Genomic DNA, 26,013 nt, shown 5'->3' with positions numbered 1-26,013 from the left:
GCTCTGCAATCTTTTTTCATGAATAGTCATCTTTATTGAAATAATATTCGTTGATTAATGTGTACAAGTAATATTTATACAAAGGGCGAATCGCCGGTATAAATCATATCAATTCTATGATAAACTACCACTAAAATCTTTGAAACTCATATTTATTGATCTTGATAAAAATATAGGCTCTATGTTGATTGGTATGGGTAATTGAATGTTAGCTTGCCACTGGTAAAGCAGATTAACGTCCGCTGGAGATAATAACAAGCCGGGGTGCCCGAATCCGGCAATCGGTCAGACGGCCCGGAGCCGGCAGACCGAGGAGGCAGGTTACACATTCCCGGATTCGATCTGATGGATCACCCATCTGATCGATGGTGCAGGCGCAGAGTGCCGGATCAGGATCCGAACAGGTAACCACTAACCGGCAACGGAACACGGACATGACACCGGAGGCGTTCCTTTGGAGAAAGCTCTTAAAAACTCAGGTTGAGCGGCCGGACAACAGGGGTACTTTTATTCTTTACCCATACCAATCAACATAGAGCCAAAACATATGGGTTCAGAGCAGTTATCTTGACGTTTCCAAAATTCTAAATAAGTGAAAGATTGGCAAGCTATAACACATTGACCCTTTCCTGATTTACTGATTCGGATTGCTTTTTAATACTCCGAAATCCCAACAAAAAAAGAAGAGGCAAAATTGCAGAGGGGATCTGTTGAGGAATAAATGACCAGCTTAGGAGAAAGAGCAGAAGAATAGCTGCATATAGTACCAAACAAACCCTATAACTTCCTGAAAGTCGTTTACTGTCTGTAAAAGAAAATATAAAGGCCGTCAAGGCCGGGGCAGACCATAGTATATTCCAGTTCCATTTGGTGGAGGGATACGAAGAAAACAGCCACAAAAAAATGATCAACACTCCAATCAACCCAATTATCCCGAATAACAGACGGTCGAACCAAAACCAGAATGTGTGACTAGTTCTATAGAAAAACCCGGCAAGCAGGCTTGTAATCAGCAAAAACCAAAAGCTTAAAGTGGGGCTTACACTCGCAGGACTAATGACAGACCGTTTCTGAGGGGCATAAAATCTCTGCTCTGAAACCAAGGCAAGACTTGTATCAGCTTGCTGAATCCGGGCGTGTGAAAATCCCTCTTTTAACAGGTCGGGTAAGAACAGCGTTTCCGACTCGGGTGGGTTGCGGTCGGCGGGAGTACCCAACAGCAAGTTAATCCCAAATTTTACCCAGGAAACGGATTTCAGGTAGGGATTAATAAACTGCCGAAAACTATTCTTTGCTGGATTTAGTGGTTTTTGAAACCGGAGCGAATCACCGATGACTGTGTTGAGGGCATCATAGACCCGCGTGGTGCAGTTGTCATAAAAGAACTCATAAGAATAGTACCGGTTTTCTGGTTTTGCATTGTTTTCTAAATAGCGGAACAGCTGTTGGGTTTGCTGCGGGCTCAGGTTGAGCTTCTGTTCGGTGATGGCGCGACCGGCCTTCAGATAACCCTCTTTTGCATTTTCAAACTGGTTTACCGAAAGGAAATATTGCAGGTTGCCAAGGGCAAACTTCCAGTAGAATCCGTCTGTATCAAAATCGAAGGTGCCGTAGTTGTAGGTGCGGTTAATGTTGTTGACCGGGTCGGAAATCCGAAGCGCTGTATGGCCGAAAATTGTATAGAGTTCATTGCCCGGCGAGGCGGTGATAAGGCTTACCTGTGTCTTATCAGAAAGTTGTGCCTGCTGTGCCCAAAGCGGGACGGTTAAACCCCCAAAAAATACCGCCAGCAGGATGCAGAACTTTTTGTATTTGTATATGAAACATTGATCAACAGTTAAAACGAGCATGGCTTTATATAATCTCAAAATTGGCCATCATTCCGTTGTCTTCATGCTCCAGATTGTGGCAGTGAAAAACGTAGAGCCCTTTTTCAGCATCAAATTTGGTAAGCACCCGCACGGTTTCTCCGGCATCCACGCGGACGGTATCTTTCCAGCCGCGCTCGTGCGGGGCCAGGCTGCCGCCGCTGCGCTCCAGTACCTTAAACTGGGTGGCATGCAGGTGCATGGGATGCGGCATCGCCATCATCGTGCGGTTGTTGAACTCCCAGACCTCCAGTGCGCCTTGCTGAACTTTTTGATCCACCCGCAGCATCTCGAAAAACTTACCATCGATAGCCGCCCCCTGCATCATCTTCATAGTCAGTTCGATGCGGCGGGTACGGCCGGCGTCATCTTCGTTGGGAAATGATAGCTCTGTAAGTATTTGCGGCAAACGAAAGGAATCATCTTCCTCTTTGGTGATACGAAATTCGAGGAAGGCTCCGCCATTTTCAGAATTACGTCTGTCTCTGCCCATCATTCCACGCATCCCCCTCCTGTTTTCGGAGCCTCTCATCATCCCTCTCCCGTCCATCATGCCACCGCCGTCTCCGTTCATCATCCCGCCCATACCGTTTCGGGGTTCGGCGGTCATCTGAACCTTCTCTCCCACGTTATAGCCGCTGAAGTCCACCAGCAGGTCGGCCCGTTCGCCCGGTGCCAAGGTGATAGACGGTATTTCATGCGGCCCGTCGAGCAGCCCGCCGTCGCTTCCAATTACATAAAACGAGCTGTTGTCGCTGAAGGAAAAATCCAGGATGCGTGCGTTGGAGCCGTTTAGCAGGCGCAGCCGGTAAAAGCGATTGCTTACTTCGTGGTAGGGTGCCTGTATGCCGTTCACTAGCAGGGAATTACCAAAGAAGCCCATCATCCGGTCCATCCTGTTCAGGTTATAGGTTATGCGGCCCCGGTCGCTGATGCGTTTATCCTGAACGATTAAAGGTAGTTCGTAATCACCGGACGGTAAATTGAACGACTGCTCTTCTTCGTCTTCAATGATGAAAAAACCGCCCAGTCCCCGGTAAACCTGCGGTCCGGTCAGCTTGTCGGGATGCGGATGGTACCAGTAGGTGCCTGCCCGCTGATCCGCATCGAACCGGTAGTTGTAGGTTTGTCCGGGTTGCACGGCGTCTTTGGGGTGGCCGTCCATCTCGGGCGGGACGATCAGCCCGTGCCAGTGAATGATACTTTCCTGGTCGATGCGGTTCTGATAGTCGATAGCCAGGCTTTCACCCCTCTTCACACGGATGGTAGGGCTGGGCAGCGAGCCGTTCAGGGTATAGACATCCGAGGCGGTATCTCCGGCCAGTGTTCTCCGGGCGGTTTCAGCAGCCAGCTCAAAATCGGTGGCACGAATCTCTTCCGGAAATGCCAGTGGACGGCTAAAGGCATCCTCCGGAAAGATGATGCTGTTTTTCCCCTCCGGGCTACAGGCCAGCAGGGCCGGTGAAAGTGTTGCTATTCCGGTTCCGATACTTGCAAGTCTAAGGAATTCTTTACGTTTCATGACGGCTTTGTATTTAATTTTCTGTGTTTGTTTCTTGTCTAATTTTCAATCCTTTATTCAGGCATTCGCTTCAAAAATTCCTCAGCATCTACGAACCCGGTAATGCGGGCCTCCTCAATTTCATTTCCCTCATCGTCCAGAAAAATAATCGTCGGCACCCCGGCCACATCGAACTGTTTGCGGAGCGCTTCGGCTTCGGGCGATCCGTAATCGGTGAGATCCACTTTTATTGTCCGGTATGGCTGCAATGCCGCAATCACATCCGGATTGGTAAAAGTAATGCGATCCAGTTCCAGGCAGGGCACGCACCAGTCGGCCGTGAAATCCAGCACCACCGGCGTTCCTTTTGAAACGGCTGCCTCCAGTTTGTCGGGATGATAGGACTCCCACTGAACGGTAGATTTTGTCAGGTTTACAATGATAAGCAGTCCGCCTATCATACCGGCAACACCCACCACCCGCTTCACGCGCGAAAAAATCTTCCGGTTGCGGCCCGATGATTCTATAAAGCCGAGGTAGATCCCACCCAGGATCAGCGTTGGCGGCAGGGTGTACAGCACATATTTCGGAAACCAGGCCAGTGCCAGAAAGAACAGAGCAGCGCCGACCAGTACCACGCCAAACACTTTTTTCACCCATACCATCCACTGGCCGGATCGCGGCAGCTTGGAAAGCAGGCTGCTGAAGGTGCCGAGGATGAGATACGGAAGCCCAAGCCCGAGGGCCATCACAAAAAAGGTAAAGAAACCAAACAGCGGATCGCCTTGGGCGCCCACGAAGGTCAGCAGCGCAATGACCGGCGGACCGATACAGGGGGCGGCAAAAATGCCCACCATCACCCCGGACAGAAAATGGCCGGCCGGGCCTACGCTGCCCCCGGCGCTGCCCAGTTTTTGCATCAGCCATTGCGGGGGTTGCAGTTCGTACAGTCCGAACATGCTCAGCGCCATGGCCAATAGGATAATACCGACTCCTGCCAGAACCGCTGAACTCTGAAGCCAATTACCGAACAGGCTGCCGGTGTAGGCGGCCGCCACGCCCAACACGCTGTACATGCTGACGATCCCGAGCACGTAGATCGAGGCCATCATAAACGTCTTCCGGGTACGGGTTTCTTTTTCCGCCTGCCCGCCGAACAAAGAGACTGTCACCGACAGCATGGGATAGACGCAGGGGGTGAGGTTGAGCGCCAGTCCGATCAGGAATATCCCCAGAAAAGCCAGAATCGTGCCCCGTTCGCTGAACATGGAGGCGATGGAATTGTCGGTCAGGGAAGCCGGGGAGTCCCACCCTTCTCTGCCAGAATATTCGGTAAACAGTCCCTGATTGATCGTTTTGAAGGCCGTTTTAGCCGCCACAACTTCCACAGGAATGGATATATCGAGCGTGGAAGGCGCCAGGCAGGATTTGTCATCGCAGGCCTGCACGCGCAGGCTGCCGGTAAGGGTGTAGGAGCCGGGGGCCAGGGCGGGGGCTGTTGCCAGGGTAAAAAATATGGGAGCACCGCCCTGATACACATCCAGCGGTTCCCCGGCGAAAGCAAAGCTAAATTCCTCTGACTCCGGATATTGAATTCCTGAAACCCTGAAACCGGCTTGCTCATCAATGGTTAACTCCGTACCGATCAGGTAATCGAGGGTGGGCTGGTGAGCATTAACGTGCCAGCCCTCATCAATGTTCATCACCACAGCGGCGGCAACGGAATCTCCGGCCGGAACCACATTTTGAGAAAGCCGGATCTCGGTGGCCAATTTTCCGGTGCTGCCCGTCGGTTGGGCTGTAACTATAATCCCTAATCCGGATAAAAGCAGGGCAGACAGTGTAACTATAATGAATTGGTGTATTTTCATAGGGCGTTGAAAGATTTTAATAGTTGACACTTAGCTTTCTTCTGCCAACAATTCTTTAATCCTCGGTTCCAGCTCTTTTTTTGTAACCGCACCTACCGTAAAGTACCGCATGTTGCCTTTCCGGCCGATAATATAGGTGGTGGGGATGCCCATGGTAGGGCCGTACTTGTCCATGACGGTACCGTCGGTGTCGATGTACATCGGATACGTGACATCGAACTCTTCCATAAACGGGCGCACTACCGATTCACCCTGCTCATCGATGGAGACCCCGAGCGTGACATATCCCTCATTTTTATATTTTCGGTATAGCTCCTCTAATTCGGGGGTTTCCTCGCGGCAGGGCGGGCACCAGGTAGCCCAGATGTTCATCAAGACGACTTTCCCTTTTTGGTCGGAAAGCCTAAAGGTTTCCCCGCTTAAAAGTGTCACTTCGAAATCCGTGGCCGGTGCCTCTTTTTGGGCCCGGTGCAACGGTGCGGAAGCCGGATCCAGCCGCTCGACGCGCTGAGTCTCGGTCTGTCCAGACGTACCTTGTTGTTGAGACTCGTCTTGCTTAGCACCACAAGCGGTCAAAAAAACCACTAATCCTGAAAGTATTAAGTACTTCATAATATCATTTTGTTTTATGATTGAACGATTAATTGTCCCCGCATGCCCGCGGCGAAGTGGGCCATAAATGAACACAGGAATTCATACTGGCCGGGTTCATCAGGGACGGTAAAAGAAATTTCTACAGTTTCTCCCTCGGCAGCCATTCCGGTATTAGCGATAATGTCTTTTTCTCTGGTGGAGGGGATGTAGTCGTTTTCCCGGCTGGCCGCATTGACAAACGCCTGGGCATTAACGCCTTGGTCCAGCAGTACCCAGTTATGTGCCATCATCTGGGGTTTGAGCTGACTAAGCGTTCTCAGGCGAATCTTGAGTAGTTCCCCAGGCTTGGCCTGTATCTGATTCAGCATCAAGTAGGATTTACCGTTGAAGGTTTTGATAGAACTTCCCGTAGCAAGCCCTTCTCCTTCCTCTTCAACAACAAACTTCATCTGGTCGGTACCGGTGATATCAATGGTTCGAATATTATCACCGGTTGCCTTCCCCTTTTCAGAGCTTTCGGCGGCCGTCTTTTGCTGCTGTTCCCATTCGGCTGTCTTTACGATTTGCCCCGTCGGGGTAATCATCTCTCCGGGTCCGGGTTCCTCCATGGGAAATCGGTTGATACCAACACCGGAATCCCGGTTGTCCGGCACGTAGTGATTATGCGAGCCGTGGTTTACCGCCGTGTAGGGCTTCGGGTTAAAAAAGCCCAGAGAATCCGCCAGGGCGAAACCGGCGGCAATCAACACTCCCAGAATAAACAAGTATTTAAGTTTATTTTTAGATGTCATCGCATATTAGGGGTAAAAGGAGTTAAAACAGGTAATCATCTTTAATTAGTCAGAACTTGTCAAAATAGGCCACTTGGTCTGGTCCGTTGAAGAAATATACATCAACCGGTCCGGGAACTTCCGCCATCCCGGGGGATTGAGCCGGCATGCCAGGTACGGCAATGCCTTTGGCCTCAGGGCGTTCCTTTAGCACTTTGTTGATCGCCTCTACCGGTACGTGACCTTCTACTACATACCCGTCGATCACCGCCGTATGACAGGCCCCTAATTGATCAGGGACGCCTTTCTGCTTCTTGACGGAAGCAAGAGTATCTGTCGGTATTTCTTCAACTGAGAACCCATTGTTTTCCAAGTATGTTGCCCATTTAGAACAGCATTGACAGTTTGGGTTTTTGTACATGGTTACGCTGACTGTTTTGGCAGCCGATGAATGCTTTGTTTCTGCGTTGGGTTGCTTTTCCTGGGAACAGGCCGATATACCTGCCACCAGGAGAAGAACAAGAGTGAATGGCAAGAACTGTTTTATGTGTTTCATGATATTCCTCTTTTGTTATGGATTAAATAACTATTTAAAACAGAAATTTTATTTTCTACTCAGTCCTTCCCGTTCTGACTGCCACCGCCCATCATCATTGTTATCCATGTCCATAACTTTTCCTCGTTTTGTTATTGGTTAAGATTCTGTTTGCGTTCTTCAAATTCTTCCTTGGTTATTTCTCCGCTGGCATATCGTTTGCGCAATATTTCAAGCGCTGAATCAGGTTTTGAGTCCTCGCCTTTTGTTCCCGATATCCATTTGACCAGGGCTACAATGCCCAGAACAATCAGTGTTAACCACGCAATCATCATCAGCATACCGCCTCCGCAAAAAGTTGACCAGTCCATCATAGTTTTATTGGTTTAGTTGAGACGACCCGATATATCGGGTCACCTGTATATAGTTATAAACGGCAGGCTGGCGTCACCCGTGCCTGCCGCGATGGGTTTCGTGCAAGGGAGGAGTAATCAATTCAGCCCTCGCTCTTCTTCATCTTGCTATCGGTGTCTTTTCCGTTCACGATCCCAGTGCCGGAGGATGGATACGCTGAATCCGGCCATCAGCACAAAGGTGCCCAGCCATACCAGCGATACAAACGGTTTTTCTTCGGCCATCAACAATACCCACTCTTCTTTCGGTTTTTCGCTAATACCCTCAATGGTCAGTTCAATTTTTCCCGTTTCCGGCTCTATGCTGGTAAACTGAACTTCAATATTATGTTCAGCAAGTTTAACAGGCGGGGAATACACCCAGTTTTTACCATCCTTAGCATAAAGCACGAATAAGGGTTGTGTGCGGTACGGGGTTTGGCTGGCATCATACATGATATCCACCAAAGCACGTACAGCGATGGAGGTGCTGTCGGGAAGTTGAGATTGATCTACGGGGCTGTAATCCTGAAAGATAAAGGTATAATTCCCCATCCGAACTGAGTCTCCCCGTGCAAGGGAAATTTTCTGGGTAGGTACAGTGTCCTGCTCAGCTTCTAGGCCCTCTTGGGAGACGGGCTGAATATTATTCCCGCTACGAAGGTTCTTCATCTTTTTGTACTCTTCATTTTTACCTTCCACAAATGAACTGCCGGCCACATATAAATACACATCGCTAAGTAGTCCGGCTTTTACGTCCACATCTACCGACCACTGAATTTTGTCGGCCGATGACATAGGATACACTTGCGGATATAGATAGAAGGCGTTTCCGCTTCCATTTTGATTGATGTTTTCGAACTTGATCTTATATTCCTGCTGGCCGGGCCGATCCTGGTTTCGAAGGGTATAGCCCTGGTAGGTAACCAGGTATTTATCGTTCACTACTTTCGGCTCATTGAGTTTAAGCTCCAAAAGGGTGATCGGCTCTGAAACCGTAAAACCCTCCTTGTCTCTGATTTCGCCCTCTTTGACAGCGACGTTGTAGTTTCGCGTTTGCATATCAAGCAGATTGCTCTGATAGGCTGAAGAGCCCAGGAATCCCAACAGCAGGATCCCAAAACCGATATGGCTCAGAGATCCACCGATCAGGCGGGGCTTCCTGCGGGCTAGCCGGAACATGACAAAACCGTTACCAAACAGGGCAAACCAGGCCGATAGCAGATAAATCATGTAGTATAAATCACGGACATTACCAATCACAATAGTGGCAATGGTGCCAATAGAGGCACCGACTAAGGGCCATAGAAGTTCCTCAGCCAATGATTCTGCACTGTGGCGTTCCCAGAACAGGTATTGACCGATGACAGTCAATATGGCTGCAATAATAGCCAGCGGAGTGGTCCACTCGTTATAGAAACTGATTTCCGGCGGCGTAGGATTTTCCACAAACAGCCACCCTATAATGGGAGAACTGGTACCGAGAGCCATCACCATCCCGATCAGGAATAGTACCATGGCCCCGGCAAAAGTCATAAATTCCCTGCTGAGGAATCTGGACTCATTTTGCTGGGAGGGCAGGTCTTTATATCGATAAATCAGCATACCGATGCCCACACCCACAATGACTACCATAAATAGCAACAACTGATTGTACAATCCCAGATCCACAAAACTGTGGACGGAAGAATCGGCCAATATCCCTGATCGAGTCAGAAAAGTTTCATAGACTACCGCCACGTATGCCAGCATGGCTAGAATGATAGAGGCTTTCTGCGAAGTGGAGCTTTTTCGTTGTATAAGCATGGTATGTATGCCGGCCGTACCGATCAACCAGGGAATAAAAGAGGCATTTTCAACCGGGTCCCATGCCCAGTAACCGCCAAACGAGAGCGTAACGTACGCCCAGTAACCGCCCAGAAAGATGGCGGCGAACAGTGACAGGTTGGCCGCAAGCGTCCACGGAAGAGCCGCATTAACCCACTCGTGATATTTGCGTTTCCACAGGGCCGCCATGGCAAAGCAGTAAGGTACGGCCATCAGAGAGAAACCCAGAAACAGTGCTGGCGGGTGGATAATCATCCACGGACTTTTCAGTAAATCATTCAGCCCCTTACCATTGGCTGGCACAAAATCAGGGTTAGATTGGATAAACGGGGCATTGGGCATGGCCTCAGCCAGGGTTCGAAAAGGAGACGCTCCAATTTTGAACGAGCCGAAATCAAGGCCAAGAATCATCGACAGTAAAAACAGTTGATTGAGCGTTAGAAAGAACAGTACCGGCCCGCGGTAGGGCTCGCGCACCCATTTCATCAGGCCAAATCCCGTAAGTGCAGAGAAGAGAATCCATAGCATGAAGCTCCCTTCTTGTCCGCCCCAATAAGCAGAGATCAGGTATTTGAGCTGAAGATCACTGCTGGTATAATTATAAACGTAGTAATAGTTAAACTGGTGGCCAAGAATCAGGTAGATAAGAATCCCTGAAGCGGCAAGAATCAATAGCCCTTTGAGGCCAAACAACCAGTTTGACAGGGTAAGAAATCGTTTATTTTCCTCTTTTGAATACAGGAAATAGCCGATCAGGGATAGAATTGCCGATAAAAAAGCAACGTTAATAAGAATTTTACCGATGGTGCCAAGCATGTGTATTTAAATTAGGAATGAAAAATAATTTAGTGAAAGCGGTATTGTGTAGAATATTGTGATTACTGATTATTTAAAATCACTTACAAGCCCTGGAAAAGGCTCATGATTTGTTCAAAACGCCGGCTATTTCAGAAAGGTGCTATTCAGCAAAAAGACGGGCGGGCCGGGATAGAGTAATAAAGTATCTAAAGAAGTGTGGCTGAACGTTTCCCGGTTCTTATCGACAGAATAAAGTGTATGAACAAAGCCGGATATCGCCGGTAAAGGATTACTTTGTTTTTTTGACGGCAGCAAGCTTTTGTGTTCTCCAAATGAATGGGCCGGCAGAGAATTACAGAACCGCTCGAAGGTGCAGTTACCCACAATATCCTGATCTCGGTCTGCTGCACTGTTGCGTTTTAGATCGCAACAGTCTTCAATCAAAATTTCGGTGTCAGCCGGTGCATTTGATTCAGCGTTGCAGTAGCCTGCTGCCAGAACAGCCACAGGCATAACCACATGGATGCCCAGCACCATAAGCAGTGCGGTTGCCGTGATACGATATTTTTTAAAATCTTTCGTCAACCGGAAGAAGTTCATTATGAGGTTGGCTTAAACAATCACAAAGTTAAGAATACCTGAACCATAATAAAAGTTCCTATAGCTTTATAAAGCCTTGTTTAGCTTTTTTCAGGAACGCAGCATGCGCAGCCCGTTTCCGATCACCATAAACTCGCTGACCTCATGCCCTATTACTGCTATTGGGAGCGTAAAGTACCCGGTAACAGCACCGATAATTAATCCGGCTATAACGACAACAGAAAGGGCCAGGTTTTGGTTGATCACTTTTTGATTCCGTTTTGCAAGCTTCAACGCATAGACCAGTTTTTCCAGGTCGTCGGCCATCAGCACCACATCAGCCGTTTCCAGCGCCACATCGGTTCCGGCGGCGCCCATGGCTACACCTACGGTGGCCTCGGCCAGCGCCGGGGCGTCATTTACGCCATCACCCACCATGATGATATGTTCATAGCGCTCAGAGAGTTCTCGTATAATATTCGATTTGTCTTCCGGCTTGAGCCCGGCAAACACCTCTTCGATGCCCAGTTCTCCGGCAATGGCCCGGGCCGTACGTTCATTATCGCCGGTAAGCATGACCACTTTTTCGATGCCTGCTTCATGCAATTCGTGAATTACGGTTTTGGCCTTGGGGCGAATGGTATCCCGGATGGCGATTAATCCCAGTACCGACTGTTCACGGCCGACCAGTACGACGGTTTTTCCATCTTCCTGCAGGCGGCTTATTCTCGCTTTGTATTCATCCAGGGATACCCCCAATTGGTGTTCGAACAGGCCGGGACTGCCGATATACCAGGTTAGTCCGTCAATGGTTGCTTTCGCTCCCGCTCCGGTTAATGATTGGAAGCCGGTTATCGGGGCGGGGGTAATCTCATTTTCTTTCCCGTAGGCAACAACGGCCTGAGCTAATGGGTGCTCGCTGCCACTTTCGATCCCGGCAGCCAACTTCAGAATTCGGTCTTTATCAGCCCCATTAAATGCCACCACATCGGTTACTTTAGGCTGCCCCGAGGTGAGCGTTCCGGTTTTGTCGAGGGCCACGACTTTAACCTTGCTTAGCTCTTCGGCATACATTCCACCTTTTATAAGCACTCCGTTCCGGGCGGCCGTTCCAAGCGTGGCCACCAGCGTAATGGGGATGGAAATAACCAGCGCACAGGGAGCGGCGGCCACGATAAAAACGGTGGCCCGTGTGATCCAGGTCTCCCAGCCTGCATTAAACAAAAGCGGAGGTATAATGGCGATCAGCACTCCTGCGGCAAGCACCGCCGGACTGTACCGGCTGCCGAAGCGTTCAATAAACCGCTGACTTTTGCCCTTCCGCTCCTGGGCCTCTTCCACCATTTGAATAATCCGTGCAAGGGTGTTGTCGGCGGTGGTCTTGGTAGCTTCTACTTTTAACAATCCCTCGCCGTTGATGGTACCGGCAAACACCTGGCTTTCTTCGGATTTATCCACCGGCGTACTTTCTCCGGTTACCGGGGCTTCGTTCAGGCTGGAGGCTCCTTCCCGGATGACCCCGTCGGTGGGCACCGACTGTCCCGGCTTGACCAGAAAAAGGTCTCCAACCCGGACTTCTTCCACAGGTATTTCTTCTTCGTGGCCGTCGCGCAAAATGAGGGCGGTTTTCGGGGCAAGGTCCATAAGCGCTTTGACCGCAGAACGCGTTTTCTCCTCGGTATAGCCCTCGGCGGCCTCCGAGATGGAATATAGAAACACCAGCATGGCACCCTCTGCGGGCTGGCCCATCACCGCGGCAACCACCGCCGCGATGCTCATCAGCAGCTCAATGCCGATGGATTTCTCAAACCAGAGATCCTCCAGGGCCTCCCTTCCGAAATAGTATCCGCCGGTGAGTATGGCTACCCAGTAGATGCCGGTTGACACCGCCTCCGGGATACCCGCAAAGCCCAGCAGCCAGCCCGCCAGAAGCAGCAGTCCGGACAAAACCGAGGTGACTACCTTGGGGTTTTTCCACGGTTTGGGCTGCTCAGGCATGCCGTCTTCCTGTACCGGAAACCCGGCCTCATCCAACAGTTTTTCGAGCTCTTTCGGGCTGAGAAGATCGGGATCGTAATCAATAGTGACCCGGGCAGACTTGGGAAGGATATCCAGCCCCGCCAGGCCCTCGGTTTCTTCCAGCTGGCGCCGCAGCTGTGCTGCATCGTGCTCACAGTCAATATTGGAAACACGGAATCGGGCTTTTTCTTTCTGTTGGGAAGTTGTTCGGGGAGTCAGTTTGTTTTCTTTCTTCATGGGATCTTTGTGCAAGTTTTAATAGGTAACATAGGGCGGCTCTGCTATTCGTACCGGGTGCATTCGTATACGCCTTTGGCGCTGTCGGCCAGCAGTTCTTCAGCAAGCTGTATGATTTTGTGCACGCGGGAATCGCTGGCCCGGTAATAGATATGGCGGCCGTCCCTGCGGCTTAGGGCCAGTCCGCACTCGCTGAGGCAGCGCAGATGGCTGGACACGTTCGGCTGGCTCAGCCCGGTCCGTTCCACGATTTCACCCACGGTGGTATTTCCTTCCAGCAAAATCTCAAGTATGGAAAGGCGAGAGCCGTCGGAGAAGCCGCGGAAAAGTTTCGATTTTAATTCGGTACCGAGTTCAGCTGTTATGGCAGGCATAAAAAAGGTTGATTAGTTATATTTATATAAATATATAGTTATATATTATTTAAAACAACATAACGATACAATCGTTGTACCGGAAATTCTTCTAACTCCAATGTATTTGTAATATCAGCCCTTATGAACAGAAAGAAATTGTGGTTCTTGCTTGCGCCGGCCCTGCTGGCAGCGCTCATCGATCAGCTCACCAAACAGCTGGTTCGTACGTCCCCGTCCCTGCAGAACCTGGAAGTCATTCCCGGATGGCTGGTCTTTGCCTATACCCAAAACCCCGGCATGGCCCTGGGTATAGACTGGTTTCCCACCTGGGCTATCAGCCTGATTTCCATTGTGGCGGTCGCCGGTATTTTTATTTACATAGCAAGGAATTTGAGCCAGGCAACCAAAGGATACCTTTTCTGTATGGGACTTATACTGGGCGGAGCACTGGGGAATATCATCGACCGGCTGATTATGGCAAAAATAGAAGGCTACGGACATATCCTGCAGGGCCGCGTAAATGACTTTCTGTACTTTACCTATTCTTTTAACGGTGATCCGGTATTCCCATATATTTTCAATATGGCAGACGTGTTTATAAGCACTTCTATCATTCTGCTATTATTGTTTAATCGGCGCCTGTTACCGGAACCGGCGAATCTCAAAACGGCCCAATCTGATTAAAAAAGATCCAGTACTACAAACAGCATGGTTAAAATGTACAAGATATAAGCAGTGTCAAACACAAGAATCTGCCAACTGCTAAAACCGTGCTGCGATTTGCTTTGATGGACGAAGACCGAATAAAGCAGGGGCATAAGACCGACAAATGCCAGATTTACCCAGTATAGCTGAAAGTCCTCCACCGGGGTATTTACAAGAGCCAGCGGGAAAAAGGCCACGCTCATGGTAATAGCATTATCGGCAATCACGCTGGTAGTGCCTGCGGTTACTTCCCCGCCTTTTACAACGCTCCAGGTCTTAAAAATTTCGGGAAGCGTAACCATCGTTCCCGTAATAAATAATCCTCCGATGATCTGAGAAATACCCAGTGCTGAAACAATGTTTTCCGTTGCCTTAACGATAAAAAAAGCGCCGACGGTAATGGTTGCTGCCCCGGCCACAGAAAGTACAATGTCCTTTTTATCCCAACTTACCTTTTTTCCTTCTTTACGGCCCCTTATGATTGCATGAGCCAAAAAGGCGGCGTATGCTCCTAACATAATCCAGCCGTCTACCGGTTGGAGTCCGCGCCAGCCTTCAGGTAGGGTCAGCACGGCCACCAGCGCAATAATACCCAAGTATGGCAACGAGAGCACAATCACCGAGCGTTTGTTCAGCGCCAACGTATTCTCTTCCAAATGTTTCTGATGCTGTTGGTTGTTTTTAAACTGCCTGCGGGATGCCAGATAAGCAATCGTAGTGATTAAAGGAATAGAAATAATGTTGGATCCCAGCAAATTACCCAGGCCAATATCCGAAACACCCCGCGCTGCACTGGTAATGTTTATGGCCACTTCGGGACTTGCGGTAACGATGGCTAAAAAAGCAGCTCCGGCAGAAGCGGTTAGTCCCCACTGTTTACGTAACAACTTTAGAGGCAGCAGCAGTTTATCAGCACCCCAGTGAGCAGCCCAGGCTGCTATAATCAATACTCCAGCCCATAGCCATGCGTTCATTTTGCACCTATATCAGTTAATTACTCGTAGTCTGTTATTTCTTGAGCTCAGGCGGTTTAAACATAAAGATAGAAATGGAATTTTATATTTATCCTTGTATATCCAAAAACCATTCCCGGGCTTCTTTTATCGCCTGTTTGATAGCCTCTCCTTTGGTATAATCGCCCTCCTCCATCAAACGGTTGGCAATTTCCAGGGCTTTCTTTCTTACCTGTGGATTTAAATTTTTTAAATCCATTTCATGATTTTCGAATGTCCATTTCATAAATGTCACGGGTTTGGAGTGGCGTATAATTAAAATAAACTTTCTTAGGATTTATACGCCAGCAGCCGCAATGCATTGAAAACAACAATTACTGTTGACCCTTCGTGGCCGATGACTGCCCAACCCATGCTCAGGCCAAAAATCGTAGCTGGCACAAGCAGAGCCACCATACCCAGGCTGATCCACAGGTTCTGCTTGATGATCGATTTGGTTTTGCGGCTCAGTCCGATAGCAAACGGAAGAACGGAAATCTTGTCGGCCATTAAAGCTACATCGGCTGTTTCAAGGGCCACATCTGATCCGGCTGCTCCCATAGCAATGCCCACTGTGCTGTTGGCCATGGCCGGAGCATCGTTGACGCCATCGCCTACCATCGCTACGTCGCCTTCCTCTTCACGAAGCTTTTTGACAGCTTCCACCTTGTCTTCAGGCAGTAAATTACCTTTTGGGTCGTCGATACCGATCTCTTTAGCAACAGCATCGGCCACCCGCTGATTGTCGCCCGTAAGCATGATCAGGTGTGTCAAGCCCATGTCCCGCAGTTTTTGAATAACCTCCTTGGCATCCTCTCGTGGGGTATCCATCAGCCCAAGCATACCAAGATATCGATCACCATGACGAACAATCATAGTCGTTTTCCCTTCTCCTTCCAATTCTTCTACACTTCGTTTAAGGTCTTCAGAGAGTTTAATGCCATCGGCCTCTTCAAATAGCTCCGCATTCCCGATATACACTGTTATATCTTTAATCGTTGCTTTTACTCCCCGCCCTGTAATGGATTCAAGATCTTCGGCTTCGGGAAAATCAGTTTCCCCTAACTTCTCTTTTCCATCACGCACCACGGCATCAGCGAGGGGGTGATCACTTAAACTTTCTACAGCTACAGCTACTTTTAACAACTCGTTTTCCTCCGTATCACCAAAGGTGATCACATCAGTAAGTCTGGGCTCGCCTTCTGTGAGGGTTCCGGTTTTATCAAAAGCTAACGCCTTTAATATTCCAAGGTTTTCAAGGGGGCGACCGCCTTTTATCAGAACTCCACCTCTTGCGGCTCGTCCTACACCGCTAAGCACTGCGCTGGGCGTAGAAATAGCCAGTGCACAGGGACTTGCTGCCACAAGAACCGCCATGGCCCGATAAAAACTTGCTGAAAAAGATTCATCTATAACCAGAAAAGCAAAATTCAATATCACCACTAATACTAACACGGACGGTACAAAATACTTTTCAAATTTGTCGGTGAACTGTTGGGTCGGCGACTTCTGAGCTTCGGCTTCGTTAACCAGCTTGATCAGGCGAGAAAGTGTGGAATCTTTGGAAAGTTTTGTCACCTTTACCTCCAGACTTCCATTTCCATTGATGGTGCCGGCAAACACGCGGTGCTTATCGTCAATAGAATCTGCATCTTCATCGATGGATTCAGGATCGTCATATTCCATCTTGTCTACGGGCACGCTTTCGCCGGTGATGGGTGCCTGGTTGACGCTGCTCTCGCCATTGATAACTACCCCGTCGGCGGAAATTTTACTGTTCGGTTTGATCACAATAACATCTCCAACCTGCAACTCCTCAACAGGTACCTCTTCGGTGGTTCCATCTTTTTTTCGCAGAGCGGTTTTTGGCGCAAGGTCAGAAAGCCCTTTGATGGCATCTCGTGCCCGACCCATAGCATAGTGTTCCAGGGAATGTCCAAGGCTGAACAAGAAAAGCAGAAGCGCCCCCTCAGCCCACTCCCCAAGGATTGCAGCTCCAATCGCGGCAACCAGCATCAGGAAATCGATCTGAAAGTTGCCTGCCCTTATCTCGGTCCAGGCTTCCTGAACGATGTAGTATCCGCCAAAGAAGTAAGCTCCCACATACAGTACCAGCGATACCCAGCCGGGAATAGCGCTCACATAAGAGAGGCCGAAACCTGTGGCAAGCAGCCCACCGCATGTCAGCGAAAAGATCAGCTCGGTTTTTTCGCCGAAGATGCCGCCGTGGGCGTGGGTATGATCGTGCGACTCTTCGTCTTCATGAGCATGGTCTTGATCATGCTCATGGCTATCATCTTCATGTTTAGCCTCACTTTCCTCATGATTCTCTTCATTTTTGGCAGGTGGTTTTTCTATATCATTGTTCATTTTTTGGCTTCTATCCAATGACTTAGATTCCTTCTTAAGAAGAGTTTCACCCTCTTCATTTCGGTGTTTGAGTGATGCGGGCTTAATGCTGAGCCCCATATCTTGAAGAGAAATTATCAAATCTTTAATTGTAGTCTTGCTTTTGTCGAATTCCATTCGAATCCATCCGCTGGACCCGGCAAAGGCATCAACTACACCCTCCAATTCATTTAGCATACGGGTAATGCTTCGGGCATGACGGGCATGTCTGTTTCCAACTACTTCAACCAACAAGTGACCGAATTTATCGTGCAGTTGAGCCCCGGTCTGTTCGGCAATACTTTTTATTCGATGCAGTGTAATGACATCAGGATCAAAATGAATGCAAAGCTGGGGCGGATTTTCTTCGCTTTTGACATGCACCCGAAAAATACCTTCCCGCCCCTCTAAGGTTCCGGTTAACCTGGACACACATTGATCTTTTAAATCAGGTATTTCAGGCAATAAAACAGGTAAATCAAGTTTAAGTTTTTCCATAATGTCCTAATTTGAGTTAAAAAAGCTGAACCAGGATTCAACCTAATCCAGCTTGTGAATAGCTGTAACGGTGCATTCTTATGTACTATTCACATAATTTTGCATAGGTACTTTATTCGTGTGTATTGTTAATCCACTACCATCCCTTGTCGGCTTCTTCTGTATAAAAGTATTTAAGTTCTTCTTTGCTTATTGCATCGACCAATTGTGTTCCCCATTCCTGCCATTTCTTTTCACCAACAATAGCAATTCGGTCGAAATATCCAATGTAGTCCGCATCAAGATTTAAATCTTTCCAGGCTGCGGCTACACTTTCCCACCCTTTAAAGCCCTGCATACTAATATAAAGGTGAGGATCGTCAGATTGAGAAATATGATTTTTTAACATGGGAATAAGTTCATCAAGATCCTGCTTTGTCAATTTTCCTGAAATATTCAAAACCAAAACTGACGAATCACTAAGTTCACTAACTTCGATCATAATAGTTTTCGATCATTCCTGTACTGTTGCTAATTATTTACCATAATGTACAATACTACCTCTGTTGAGTCTTGCAGATTTATGTGGTACTTGTGCAGGATTTTGCTGTTAAGCTGACTTCACGAAACTTAAAGAGACTACCACAGGTTTAAGATTTACAAGAAAAAGTTAACAGTAAAGACTTCAACTTTGAATTATCAAAACGATCAATATCAACCAAACTCACAATTTTCTGTATTCCCAACCGCGGTTAAAAACTTACTTATCATAAACGCGTTGGTTTTCATAGGGTTGAATATTCCGGGTTTAGGTAACTTTCTATACCAATTGGGGGCACTTTGGCCTCTCGATTCCGGAAAGTTTGAAATATGGCAGCCGGTGAGCTATCTCTTCCTGCACGCTGGGTTTGCACACATCTTTTTCAATCTCTTTGCACTATGGATGTTTGGTCAAGCTATTGAAAACTATTGGGGTTCTAAGCGATTTACTATCTATTATTTTATAACAGGAATTGGGGCTGCAATTATTCAATTGATATTTGTAAATGCCAACGTTCCTACTGTTGGCGCATCGGGGGCGGTTTATGGAATTTTGCTTGCCTTTGGCATGATGTTTCCAAATCGTTATATCGTTCTTCTTATTCCTCCTATACCCATTAAAGCTAAATATTTTGTAGCCATATTTGGAGGCATTGAGCTAATGAACGGAGTATTAGGCACACAGGCCGGAGTGGCCAATTTTGCACATCTGGGTGGAATGCTATTTGGGTACGCCTTAATTAAATTTTGGGGACTAAAGAGGCGAGGGTAATAGATAAAGCTTTTATATTCAAGCTGTTCCGGAACAAACATAAACAGCTCCGAAGTAATACTCCTTCATTTCTGATTGCTGAAAATGCTGTTCCATAGATTTCCATGGAGTTCTTTTCGTGTGAGCCTTTCGTACTCCATAGGTTTTCAGGAATGAAAGAGTGACATCTACTAACCATTCAGGCCACTTTTCCGGTTTTTTGAATTCAAAAATAGACATCCGTTTGCCCGGTTTTAATTCATCAGCAACGTACTGTATGATTTGATCATATTTTGGCGACATAGTCAATGCAGCAGTAGAAAGCACAGCATCCGTATGTTCTGGAATAGCAAAATCAGCCATATCTGACTCGACCAGTTGCACATTTTTCCAACTGTGTCGTCTTACCCGTTTCTGTGCTTTATCTAACATCGATTCCGATAAGTCAACTCCAATGATCGTGCCTTTGTATCCAACCATTCGCTGGAGTATGGAAAAATTTAGTCCTGTACCACATCCCAAGTCAATAACAGTATCTCCCAGTTTTAGCGATAATCCTTTAATAGCTTCTCTTCTGTAAAACTGATACTGAAAACCAATCAGGTTGAACAACCAAAGTGAAAGATCGTATCGGTCCGCCCAATCACTGTAGATTTCTTTTATTTGTTTTTTTGAAAGTATTTCATAGTCCATGATAATTGTGCCTTTTGTTCACAAAAGTACCCACTCATTAAATTTAGCTTAGTACATTTAAGTTCTTAATTATCTCATTTAGAATAGACTCTTGGGTAATATATTTATTGAATTCAACAATCAGGCTGCCGGTTGGTACGATCAAAACATTCATAACTCCTTTCATATTTTTCAGAACAGAAGTAGCAGCCTTAAGTTTTTCGGAATCTGTGAATTCTTTTAATCTAATTTGAAAGTGGCCAAAGGTTTGATCGAGCGAATTGGCAGTTTCCCGGGCCATCCTTTTTACCTGATGTTCACTAATAATTTCTGGATCAAAAGAAATGGTGAGTTGAGGCTTATCTGTAACTGATTCACTTTTTTTTATGTTTAAAATTCCTTCCCGTTTTTTTAGGCTGCCTAACAGCCGGTCAATGCAAAAATCTCTTGAGTCAGAAACACTTTTCAATAATTTTCCAAGTTCGATTTTAATTATTTCCATAGAATTTATTGCTCCCTTTTTAATCAGTAATGATATTTTCTTATACCAATATTTGACCCATACTATCTATTTCCGCCAAAGAAATCTTGCAGATGTATGATATCTATATGCAATTTTATGTTACAAGCGATCAATGGAAGTTCTTTTTTGTTCTTTAATTTCTTTGAAGTGCGATGGCGCTAGTCCCGTCTCTTTTTTAAACTGTCGCGAAAAGTGCTGTTGGCTGCTATAACCAAGCTCGAAAGCAATCTCACTTAAATTTTGCTCTCCATAAACAATCAATTCTTTAGATCGCTCAATCTTCTGTAAAATAAAGTATCGTTCTATAGATTTTCCCTCTACACTGGAAAACAGTCTGCTAAGATGTTGATAGTCTTTGTGAATGTTCTCCACTATATACTCCGACAGATTACCCTCCAGTTTATTCCGGCCATGAATAACATCTATAATCAGATGTTTGATTTGTTCCACCAACTGACTGCTTTTATCACTTATGATTTCAAATCCATTTTGATGAACAATATTTGTTAGTTTGATAAACTGTTGCCGGTTCACCGGTTCTTGGAGCTTTATAGCACCCAACCTCATTGATTCTACTACAAAACCAGCTTCATTTAATTTACTCTCCAGTACTTCTCCGCAATGTTCACACACCATATTTTTTATACGAAAAATTTGTTCTTCCATGGTCATAGTTATGTTTAAAAAGTTGCTGTTGTAACAACAATTAAGCGGTGTATTTCAAATCGCAATTCATTGTTATCACGAATATAATTTCAGATGACTACTGCCACGGTCAAATGACAGCAATCCCGGGGTATAAAGTGATGTACTCTTAGCCTATCTAATCACTTCTTCGTCGATTTCCCCGGTGCGTATTCTGACCGCTTTATCTACTTCGGATATAAAGATTTTACCATCACCCGAATTACCTGTTTTTCCTTTTTGGATGATCGTATCAATAATTTCAGCAACCCGTTCATCGGGAACAACGGTTTCCAGTTTTATACGGTTGGTGAGCCGTGCTTCATCTTCGGCTTTAACGTGCCCCCAACCCCTGACATCCGATAAGGTTATACCGGGTGGTTCGGATAAGGCTTCAAGTCCATCAATAACGTAATCAATCATGTTGGTTCGAATAAATGCTTTTATCTCTTTCATAATATTTTTCTTTTTGTATGAAACCTCCAGGGTTTTAAAAACCCTGGAGGTTTAAGTTGGTTTAAAATTACAGTTCAACGTGTTCTACCGGTTCAGCAAACCACTTGTAGATAGTGGGTAATACCACCAGTGTAAGCAGAGTCGATGTTACCAGACCACCAACTACCACGGCTGCCAGAGGACGTTGCACATTCGAGCCGATATCGTTTGCCAGTAGCAACGGAATCAGTCCGAGACCGGTGGTTAAGGCCGTCATGAGTACAGGGCGTAGCCGTAACAAGGCGGCTTTAACAACTGCCTTGTGGGTTTCAAGTCCTTCCTCCCGAAGTTGGTTGATGTAGGAAACCAGCACCACGCCATTGAGTACCGCGATACCAAAGATGGCGATAAAACCCACGGCTGCCGGCACGGACAAGTAGAGACCGGACACCCAAAGCGCTACAATACCACCGATAGTGGCAAAGGGTATATTCAGGAAGATGAGCACAGCGTATTTCCAGCTACTGAAGGTGGAAAACAGCATGAAAAAAATGAGTCCCAGCGTAATGGGAACCACTACATACAACCGCGCCATCGCCCGCTGTTGATTTTCAAACTGTCCGCCGTATTCGGTGAAATATCCTGCCGGTAGTTCGACCTGCTCAGCCACCTTTTGCTGAATTTCACTGACTACGCTTCCCATGTCTCGTCCTCTCACGTTAAGCTGTACATAGGTTCGGCGACTGGCTTTATTTCGGGAGATCTGCTTTGGTCCGGTAAAGACTTCCACATCGGCTATTTGTGACAGCGGAACCAATGCTCCTTTAGCCGTACGGATGGGTAGATCGCGAACCTGGTCAATGTGGGTTCGCTGAGATTCCTGTAGGCGAACAAAGATATCGAAGCGTCGGATGCCTTCGAAGACTTGCCCGGATACCGATCCACCGATCCCGGTTTCTACGGTGTTAAGGAAGTCATCCATGCTAATTCCCAGCCGGGCCAACTGCTCACGATCCGGACGAACCAGGATTTGCGGTTTGCCGCCTTGTTGCTGGGCGCGGACATCAACGGCTCCTTCCACACCTTCAGCAATGGCCTGGATTTCACCTGCTTTTTCAGCCAGCACATCCAGGTCATCGCCATATAAACTCACAACCACTTGGGCCCGAACGCCGCTTAGCAGCTCATCAGTACGAAGCTGAATAGGTTGGGAGAAATTGGAAGAAACGCCGGGTAGATCCTCGGATAGTTTTTCTGCCATCGCGGTCTGAAGTTCTTCGTAATCACGTCCCCATTCCCATGCGTCCAACGGTTTCAAATTCACCACGTTGAAGACCACGTTCACCGGCTCAGGATCTCCACCAACTTCAGCACGACCAACACGCGAATAGACGCTTTCTACTTCAGGAAAGGTTAGCATCGATTCCTGAAGCCGCTTGGAGTATTCGGTAGTGGTTGGAAGATTGGCCCCCGGTGGTAATACCGAACGAACGGCGTAGGTACCTTCTCGTAAAGTGGGCTGAAACTCGGTTCCTAAAAACGGAAAGATGGCCATGCTTCCGGCAAAGAGAACAAGAGCGGCACCAAATACCATTTTAGGATATTTGGAGGTCTTCTCGATCAACGGTTCACTCCATTTTTTGAGCGTACGTACCAACCAGGGTTCCTTGTCCATGCCTTTTTCGGGAAGGATGAAGCTGGAGATAATAGGAATGTACGTCAGCGCTAAAAAGATGGCTCCGAACAGCGCAAAGGTAATGGTATAAGCCAGCGGTTTGAACATCTTTCCTTCCACACCTTCAAGCGAGAAGAGTGGCAGAAATACAATGATGATAATGCTGGTAGCGAAAAAGACCGGTCGAATGACTTCACGCGCGGCTTCACTCACAATCCGTGTTAGGGACACATTTCCTTCTTTTCGCTCCTCAAGCAGCCTGTACGTGTTTTCCACAATTACCGTGGCACTATCACCGATCATCCCGATGCTGATCGCCAGCCCACCGAGACTCATCAGGTTAGCCGATATTCCCAGCCATTTCATGCCAATGAATGCAATCAGAAAAGCAATGGGGACTGTGGAAATAATAATCAGTGTGGATCGGATATCACCCATAAAAAAGTACAGCACGATGAGCACCAGAATGGCCCCGATGTAGAGGGCATTGGTAACTGTACCCACGGCTTTTTCTACGAGTTCACCTTGAGAATAAAAGGTTTCCATGACCATCCCTTCGGGGAGGGCGCTATTAATGGCATCCACTTTGTTATCCATTTCGGCCAGCAAGTCCTGCGTGTTGGTTCCGATGAGTTTCAACACAAAACCGCCCACCGATTCTTCCCCGTTAGCAACCAGTGTTCCCCGCTTGATTTCCGAGCCAAATGCCACTTCAGCTACATCTTTCACATACACCGGAGTGCCGTTTTCATTGGATACGATTATATTCTCAAGGTCATTGAGACCTTCTTCGTCGGGTTGAATCCAGCCATAACCGCGCACCAGATATTCTTCTCCTCCGCGTTCCAGAAAAGAAGCGCCTACCGTGCGGTTGTTTTTATTGAGGGCACCTTCGAGATCTTCAAGGGTAAGTCCTCGGGAAACCAGGGCATTCATATCGGTTTTGACCTGGAATTGACGAACATCCCCGCCAATCGACAGCACGCCGGTTACGCCGGGCACTGTTCGCAGTTGCGGTTTTACGATCCAGTCCTGAGCGGTACGGATATCCATCAGGGAGTGATCGTAGCCTTCTTTATTCTTGACCTCATACATCAACACCGTTCCAAGGCCGGTGGTGATAGGGCCAAGTTGGGGTTCACCAAGTCCGTCCGGTATCTCGTTTTTGGCCTGCGACAGTCGTTCGTTGACCAGTCGCCGGGCAAAGTAAATATCAGTTCCTTCCTCAAAGTAAATATTCACTCTGGAAAGCCCGAAAATGGAGGTGCTTTGCACCCGGTCCAGTTTCGGCAAACCATACATGGAGATCTCAATGGGATAACTTATTTGAGTTTCCACATCTACCGGAGAAAGACCCGGACTGGAAGTAAACACCTGCACGAGTGTGGGTGATACGTCGGGAAAGGAATCTATGGGTACATCCCGAAATGAAAAGTAGCCATAGAGCGCTACCGCGGCTACCAAAATAAAGATGGTTAGCCGGTTCTTTAATACTTTATCAATTATTTGTTCAAGCATAGGTCAAATATTCAGGGTGATAATTTTGTTGAGCCGATCTGCATTAGTGGCCATGATCTGCACTCCGGGTTGCGGCGGTAAGAGCTGATTTCAGGTCAAAAGCCCCGGAAACAACAGCTGTTTGTCCCGGATCTAAGCCAGAGATCACCTCAACAAAACCGTCTCGTTCATTTCCAAGTGTAACGACAACCGGACGGAAACTTCCGGGCTCTTCACCAGGCACAAATACACGGTCAGTGCCTTCGATTTGCTGAACGGCGTCCACAGGAATGAGGGCAGCGGTTTCCTTTGAATTGGTGTAAATGCGAGCGGTGCCAAACATACCGGCACGGAGCTGGCCTTCAGGATTATCAAAAAGCGCACGTACGGGCATGGTTCGAGTTTCTTTTTCGAGCTCGTACGAGATCCAGTCGGTCGTTCCCTCAAAGGTGGTTCCAGGAGTGCTTCGTATGGAAAGCTCAACACCCTGTCCGGTTTCCAGATAGCGAATATCTTGCTCATATCCGTCTATCATCACCCAAACCTTAGACAAGTCGGCTACATGAACCGGCGTTTCACTGGGGCTTATAGTCTGTCCGGGAGAAAGGTCTCGCTCCTGAATGGTACCACTCAAGGGACTGCTCAGGTAGAAATAAGAAAGCGGAATCTCACTTCCGGCCTTAATATTTTGGATATCATTATGGGATAATCCGTATAAACGCAACGCTTCAGAGGCGGCATCAAGCTCTGCTTTCGCTTGTTCATATTCCAATTCGGCCTGCAACAGCTCAGCCTGACTGGAGATATCCTGTTCATACAAATTTTGCTCACGCTTAAAGTGGGCTTCCTCCTTCTTCATGGCCGCTCTGAGACGAATGTAATCGGCTTTGATCTTGCCAAGTCCAACGCTGCTCATTTGTGCAATGGGCTCGCCTTCTTCCACGTAATCCCCCAAATCTTTAAGCACTTTAACCACTTTGGCCTCAATACGCGGACCCACTTTTGCAATGCGATCCATATCGTACATCACACTGGCAGGCCGTTGAATTACGGAGCTTGCACTTCCGGCTTTCAGGGTATCTACGTTGATGTTTAGAGAAGCTAATTGCTCCTGTGATAAATGGACTTCACCTGAATGTTCACCTTCTTCTGCCGATCGCTCGCCTTCTGCCTCCGTATGTTGGGCTTCGTCTGAGCCGTGTTCAGAAGCGGTAGCATGGTTTTCGGTTTGTGGAGTGGATTCATTTTGAGAACTACAGCCGCTTATGACGACTCCACTCAAAAGCAACATCCACACCGGGAGTAATACGTTAATGATCTTCATTGT

General features: G+C 47.6%; 24 protein-coding genes. 2 read left to right on the top strand and 22 right to left on the bottom strand.

From position 1 onward, the window contains the following. Positions 1–232: 232 nt before the first annotated feature. The 12 genes from JJ941_RS12750 to JJ941_RS12695 all read right to left on the bottom strand — a co-directional run bounded on the left by JJ941_RS12750 (position 233) and on the right by JJ941_RS12695 (position 13,365). Positions 233–436 (bottom strand): hypothetical protein, encoded by a 204-nt coding sequence (locus tag JJ941_RS12750; protein ID WP_290965884.1) that lies wholly within the window; start codon positions 434–436, stop codon positions 233–235. Positions 437–608: 172 nt separating this feature from the next. Then, a complete protein-coding gene (locus JJ941_RS12745; protein ID WP_290965883.1) occupies positions 609–1,850 on the bottom strand; it encodes a DUF4105 domain-containing protein in 1,242 nt (413 codons plus the stop codon). 4 nt (positions 1,851–1,854) lie between these two features. Further along, positions 1,855–3,390 carry a multicopper oxidase domain-containing protein gene (locus JJ941_RS12740; protein WP_290965880.1) on the bottom strand — a complete coding sequence of 512 codons (1,536 nt, stop codon included), beginning with the start codon at positions 3,388–3,390 and terminating at the stop codon, positions 1,855–1,857. Positions 3,391–3,443: 53 nt separating this feature from the next. After that, complete coding sequence (locus JJ941_RS12735) at positions 3,444–5,141, bottom strand: cytochrome c biogenesis protein CcdA (protein ID WP_290965877.1); 1,698 nt, start codon at positions 5,139–5,141, stop codon at positions 3,444–3,446. Between the two features lie 129 nt (positions 5,142–5,270). Further along, the gene (locus JJ941_RS12730) at positions 5,271–5,714 is read right to left on the bottom strand and encodes a TlpA disulfide reductase family protein (RefSeq protein WP_290965875.1); all 444 of its coding nucleotides are present in this window, start codon (positions 5,712–5,714) and stop codon (positions 5,271–5,273) included. A gap of 152 nt (positions 5,715–5,866) precedes the next feature. After that, positions 5,867–6,625: a plastocyanin/azurin family copper-binding protein gene (locus JJ941_RS12725; RefSeq protein WP_290965871.1), complete on the bottom strand. Its 759-nt coding sequence runs from the start codon at positions 6,623–6,625 to the stop codon at positions 5,867–5,869. Between the two features lie 49 nt (positions 6,626–6,674). Then, positions 6,675–7,160, bottom strand: a complete 486-nt coding sequence (locus JJ941_RS12720; RefSeq protein WP_020403961.1) for a DUF411 domain-containing protein — start codon at positions 7,158–7,160, stop codon at positions 6,675–6,677. Between the two features lie 131 nt (positions 7,161–7,291). Continuing rightward, positions 7,292–7,513 (bottom strand): SHOCT domain-containing protein, encoded by a 222-nt coding sequence (locus JJ941_RS12715; protein ID WP_026166649.1) that lies wholly within the window; start codon positions 7,511–7,513, stop codon positions 7,292–7,294. A gap of 147 nt (positions 7,514–7,660) precedes the next feature. Beyond that, positions 7,661–10,174 carry a cytochrome c biogenesis protein CcsA gene (gene ccsA, locus JJ941_RS12710; RefSeq protein WP_290965864.1) on the bottom strand — a complete coding sequence of 838 codons (2,514 nt, stop codon included), beginning with the start codon at positions 10,172–10,174 and terminating at the stop codon, positions 7,661–7,663. A 126-nt stretch (positions 10,175–10,300) separates the two neighbouring features. Continuing rightward, complete coding sequence (locus JJ941_RS12705) at positions 10,301–10,741, bottom strand: hypothetical protein (protein WP_290965861.1); 441 nt, start codon at positions 10,739–10,741, stop codon at positions 10,301–10,303. A gap of 105 nt (positions 10,742–10,846) precedes the next feature. Next, positions 10,847–12,991, bottom strand: coding sequence for a cation-translocating P-type ATPase (locus JJ941_RS12700; protein ID WP_290965859.1), 2,145 nt, complete (start codon positions 12,989–12,991; stop codon positions 10,847–10,849). A gap of 44 nt (positions 12,992–13,035) precedes the next feature. Continuing rightward, entirely contained in the window at positions 13,036–13,365 is a 330-nt protein-coding gene (locus JJ941_RS12695) for a metalloregulator ArsR/SmtB family transcription factor (RefSeq protein WP_290965856.1), read from the bottom strand. Between the two features lie 123 nt (positions 13,366–13,488). Here JJ941_RS12695 and JJ941_RS12690 point away from each other — a divergent pair, with 123 nt between their 5' ends. Continuing rightward, the gene (locus tag JJ941_RS12690; protein WP_290965853.1) at positions 13,489–14,031 is read left to right on the top strand and encodes a signal peptidase II; all 543 of its coding nucleotides are present in this window, start codon (positions 13,489–13,491) and stop codon (positions 14,029–14,031) included. Here JJ941_RS12690 and JJ941_RS12685 read toward each other — a convergent pair. The 4 genes from JJ941_RS12685 to JJ941_RS12670 all read right to left on the bottom strand — a co-directional run bounded on the left by JJ941_RS12685 (position 14,028) and on the right by JJ941_RS12670 (position 18,411). Continuing rightward, positions 14,028–15,026 (bottom strand): sodium:calcium exchanger, encoded by a 999-nt coding sequence (locus JJ941_RS12685; protein ID WP_290965850.1) that lies wholly within the window; start codon positions 15,024–15,026, stop codon positions 14,028–14,030. The genes JJ941_RS12690 and JJ941_RS12685 overlap by 4 nt on opposite strands. Positions 15,027–15,114: 88 nt before the next feature. Then, a complete protein-coding gene (locus JJ941_RS12680) occupies positions 15,115–15,291 on the bottom strand; it encodes a hypothetical protein (RefSeq protein ID WP_290965847.1) in 177 nt (58 codons plus the stop codon). 44 nt (positions 15,292–15,335) lie between these two features. Then, positions 15,336–17,930, bottom strand: coding sequence for a heavy metal translocating P-type ATPase (locus JJ941_RS12675; protein WP_290965845.1), 2,595 nt, complete (start codon positions 17,928–17,930; stop codon positions 15,336–15,338). Positions 17,931–18,066: 136 nt separating this feature from the next. Continuing rightward, on the bottom strand, positions 18,067–18,411 hold the full coding sequence (locus JJ941_RS12670; RefSeq protein WP_020403951.1) for an STAS/SEC14 domain-containing protein: 345 nt from the start codon (positions 18,409–18,411) through the stop codon (positions 18,067–18,069). Positions 18,412–18,600: 189 nt separating this feature from the next. On the opposite strand from JJ941_RS12670, the gene JJ941_RS12665 reads away from it, so the two are divergent. Next, a complete protein-coding gene (locus tag JJ941_RS12665) occupies positions 18,601–19,221 on the top strand; it encodes a rhomboid family intramembrane serine protease (protein ID WP_020403950.1) in 621 nt (206 codons plus the stop codon). 18 nt (positions 19,222–19,239) lie between these two features. On the opposite strand, the gene JJ941_RS12660 is transcribed toward JJ941_RS12665, so the two are convergent. The 6 genes from JJ941_RS12660 to JJ941_RS12635 form a co-directional block, all read right to left on the bottom strand. Continuing rightward, positions 19,240–19,893, bottom strand: a complete 654-nt coding sequence (locus tag JJ941_RS12660; RefSeq protein ID WP_020403949.1) for a methyltransferase domain-containing protein — start codon at positions 19,891–19,893, stop codon at positions 19,240–19,242. A 43-nt stretch (positions 19,894–19,936) separates the two neighbouring features. Beyond that, complete coding sequence (locus JJ941_RS12655) at positions 19,937–20,374, bottom strand: hypothetical protein (protein ID WP_020403948.1); 438 nt, start codon at positions 20,372–20,374, stop codon at positions 19,937–19,939. Between the two features lie 120 nt (positions 20,375–20,494). Beyond that, positions 20,495–21,061: an AraC family transcriptional regulator gene (locus tag JJ941_RS12650; protein ID WP_290965833.1), complete on the bottom strand. Its 567-nt coding sequence runs from the start codon at positions 21,059–21,061 to the stop codon at positions 20,495–20,497. 153 nt (positions 21,062–21,214) lie between these two features. Further along, on the bottom strand, positions 21,215–21,535 hold the full coding sequence (locus JJ941_RS12645) for a P-II family nitrogen regulator (RefSeq protein ID WP_290965830.1): 321 nt from the start codon (positions 21,533–21,535) through the stop codon (positions 21,215–21,217). Positions 21,536–21,602: 67 nt separating this feature from the next. Further along, entirely contained in the window at positions 21,603–24,707 is a 3,105-nt protein-coding gene (locus tag JJ941_RS12640; RefSeq protein ID WP_290965827.1) for a CusA/CzcA family heavy metal efflux RND transporter, read from the bottom strand. Positions 24,708–24,750: 43 nt separating this feature from the next. Then, positions 24,751–26,010, bottom strand: a complete 1,260-nt coding sequence (locus JJ941_RS12635) for an efflux RND transporter periplasmic adaptor subunit (protein WP_290965824.1) — start codon at positions 26,008–26,010, stop codon at positions 24,751–24,753. Positions 26,011–26,013: the final 3 nt, after the last annotated feature.

Origin of the sequence: Gracilimonas sp. (genome assembly GCF_017641085.1) — a bacterium.
Lineage (GTDB): Bacteria > Bacteroidota > Rhodothermia > Balneolales > Balneolaceae > Gracilimonas.
This window is presented reverse-complemented; position numbering and strand designations above follow the sequence as displayed.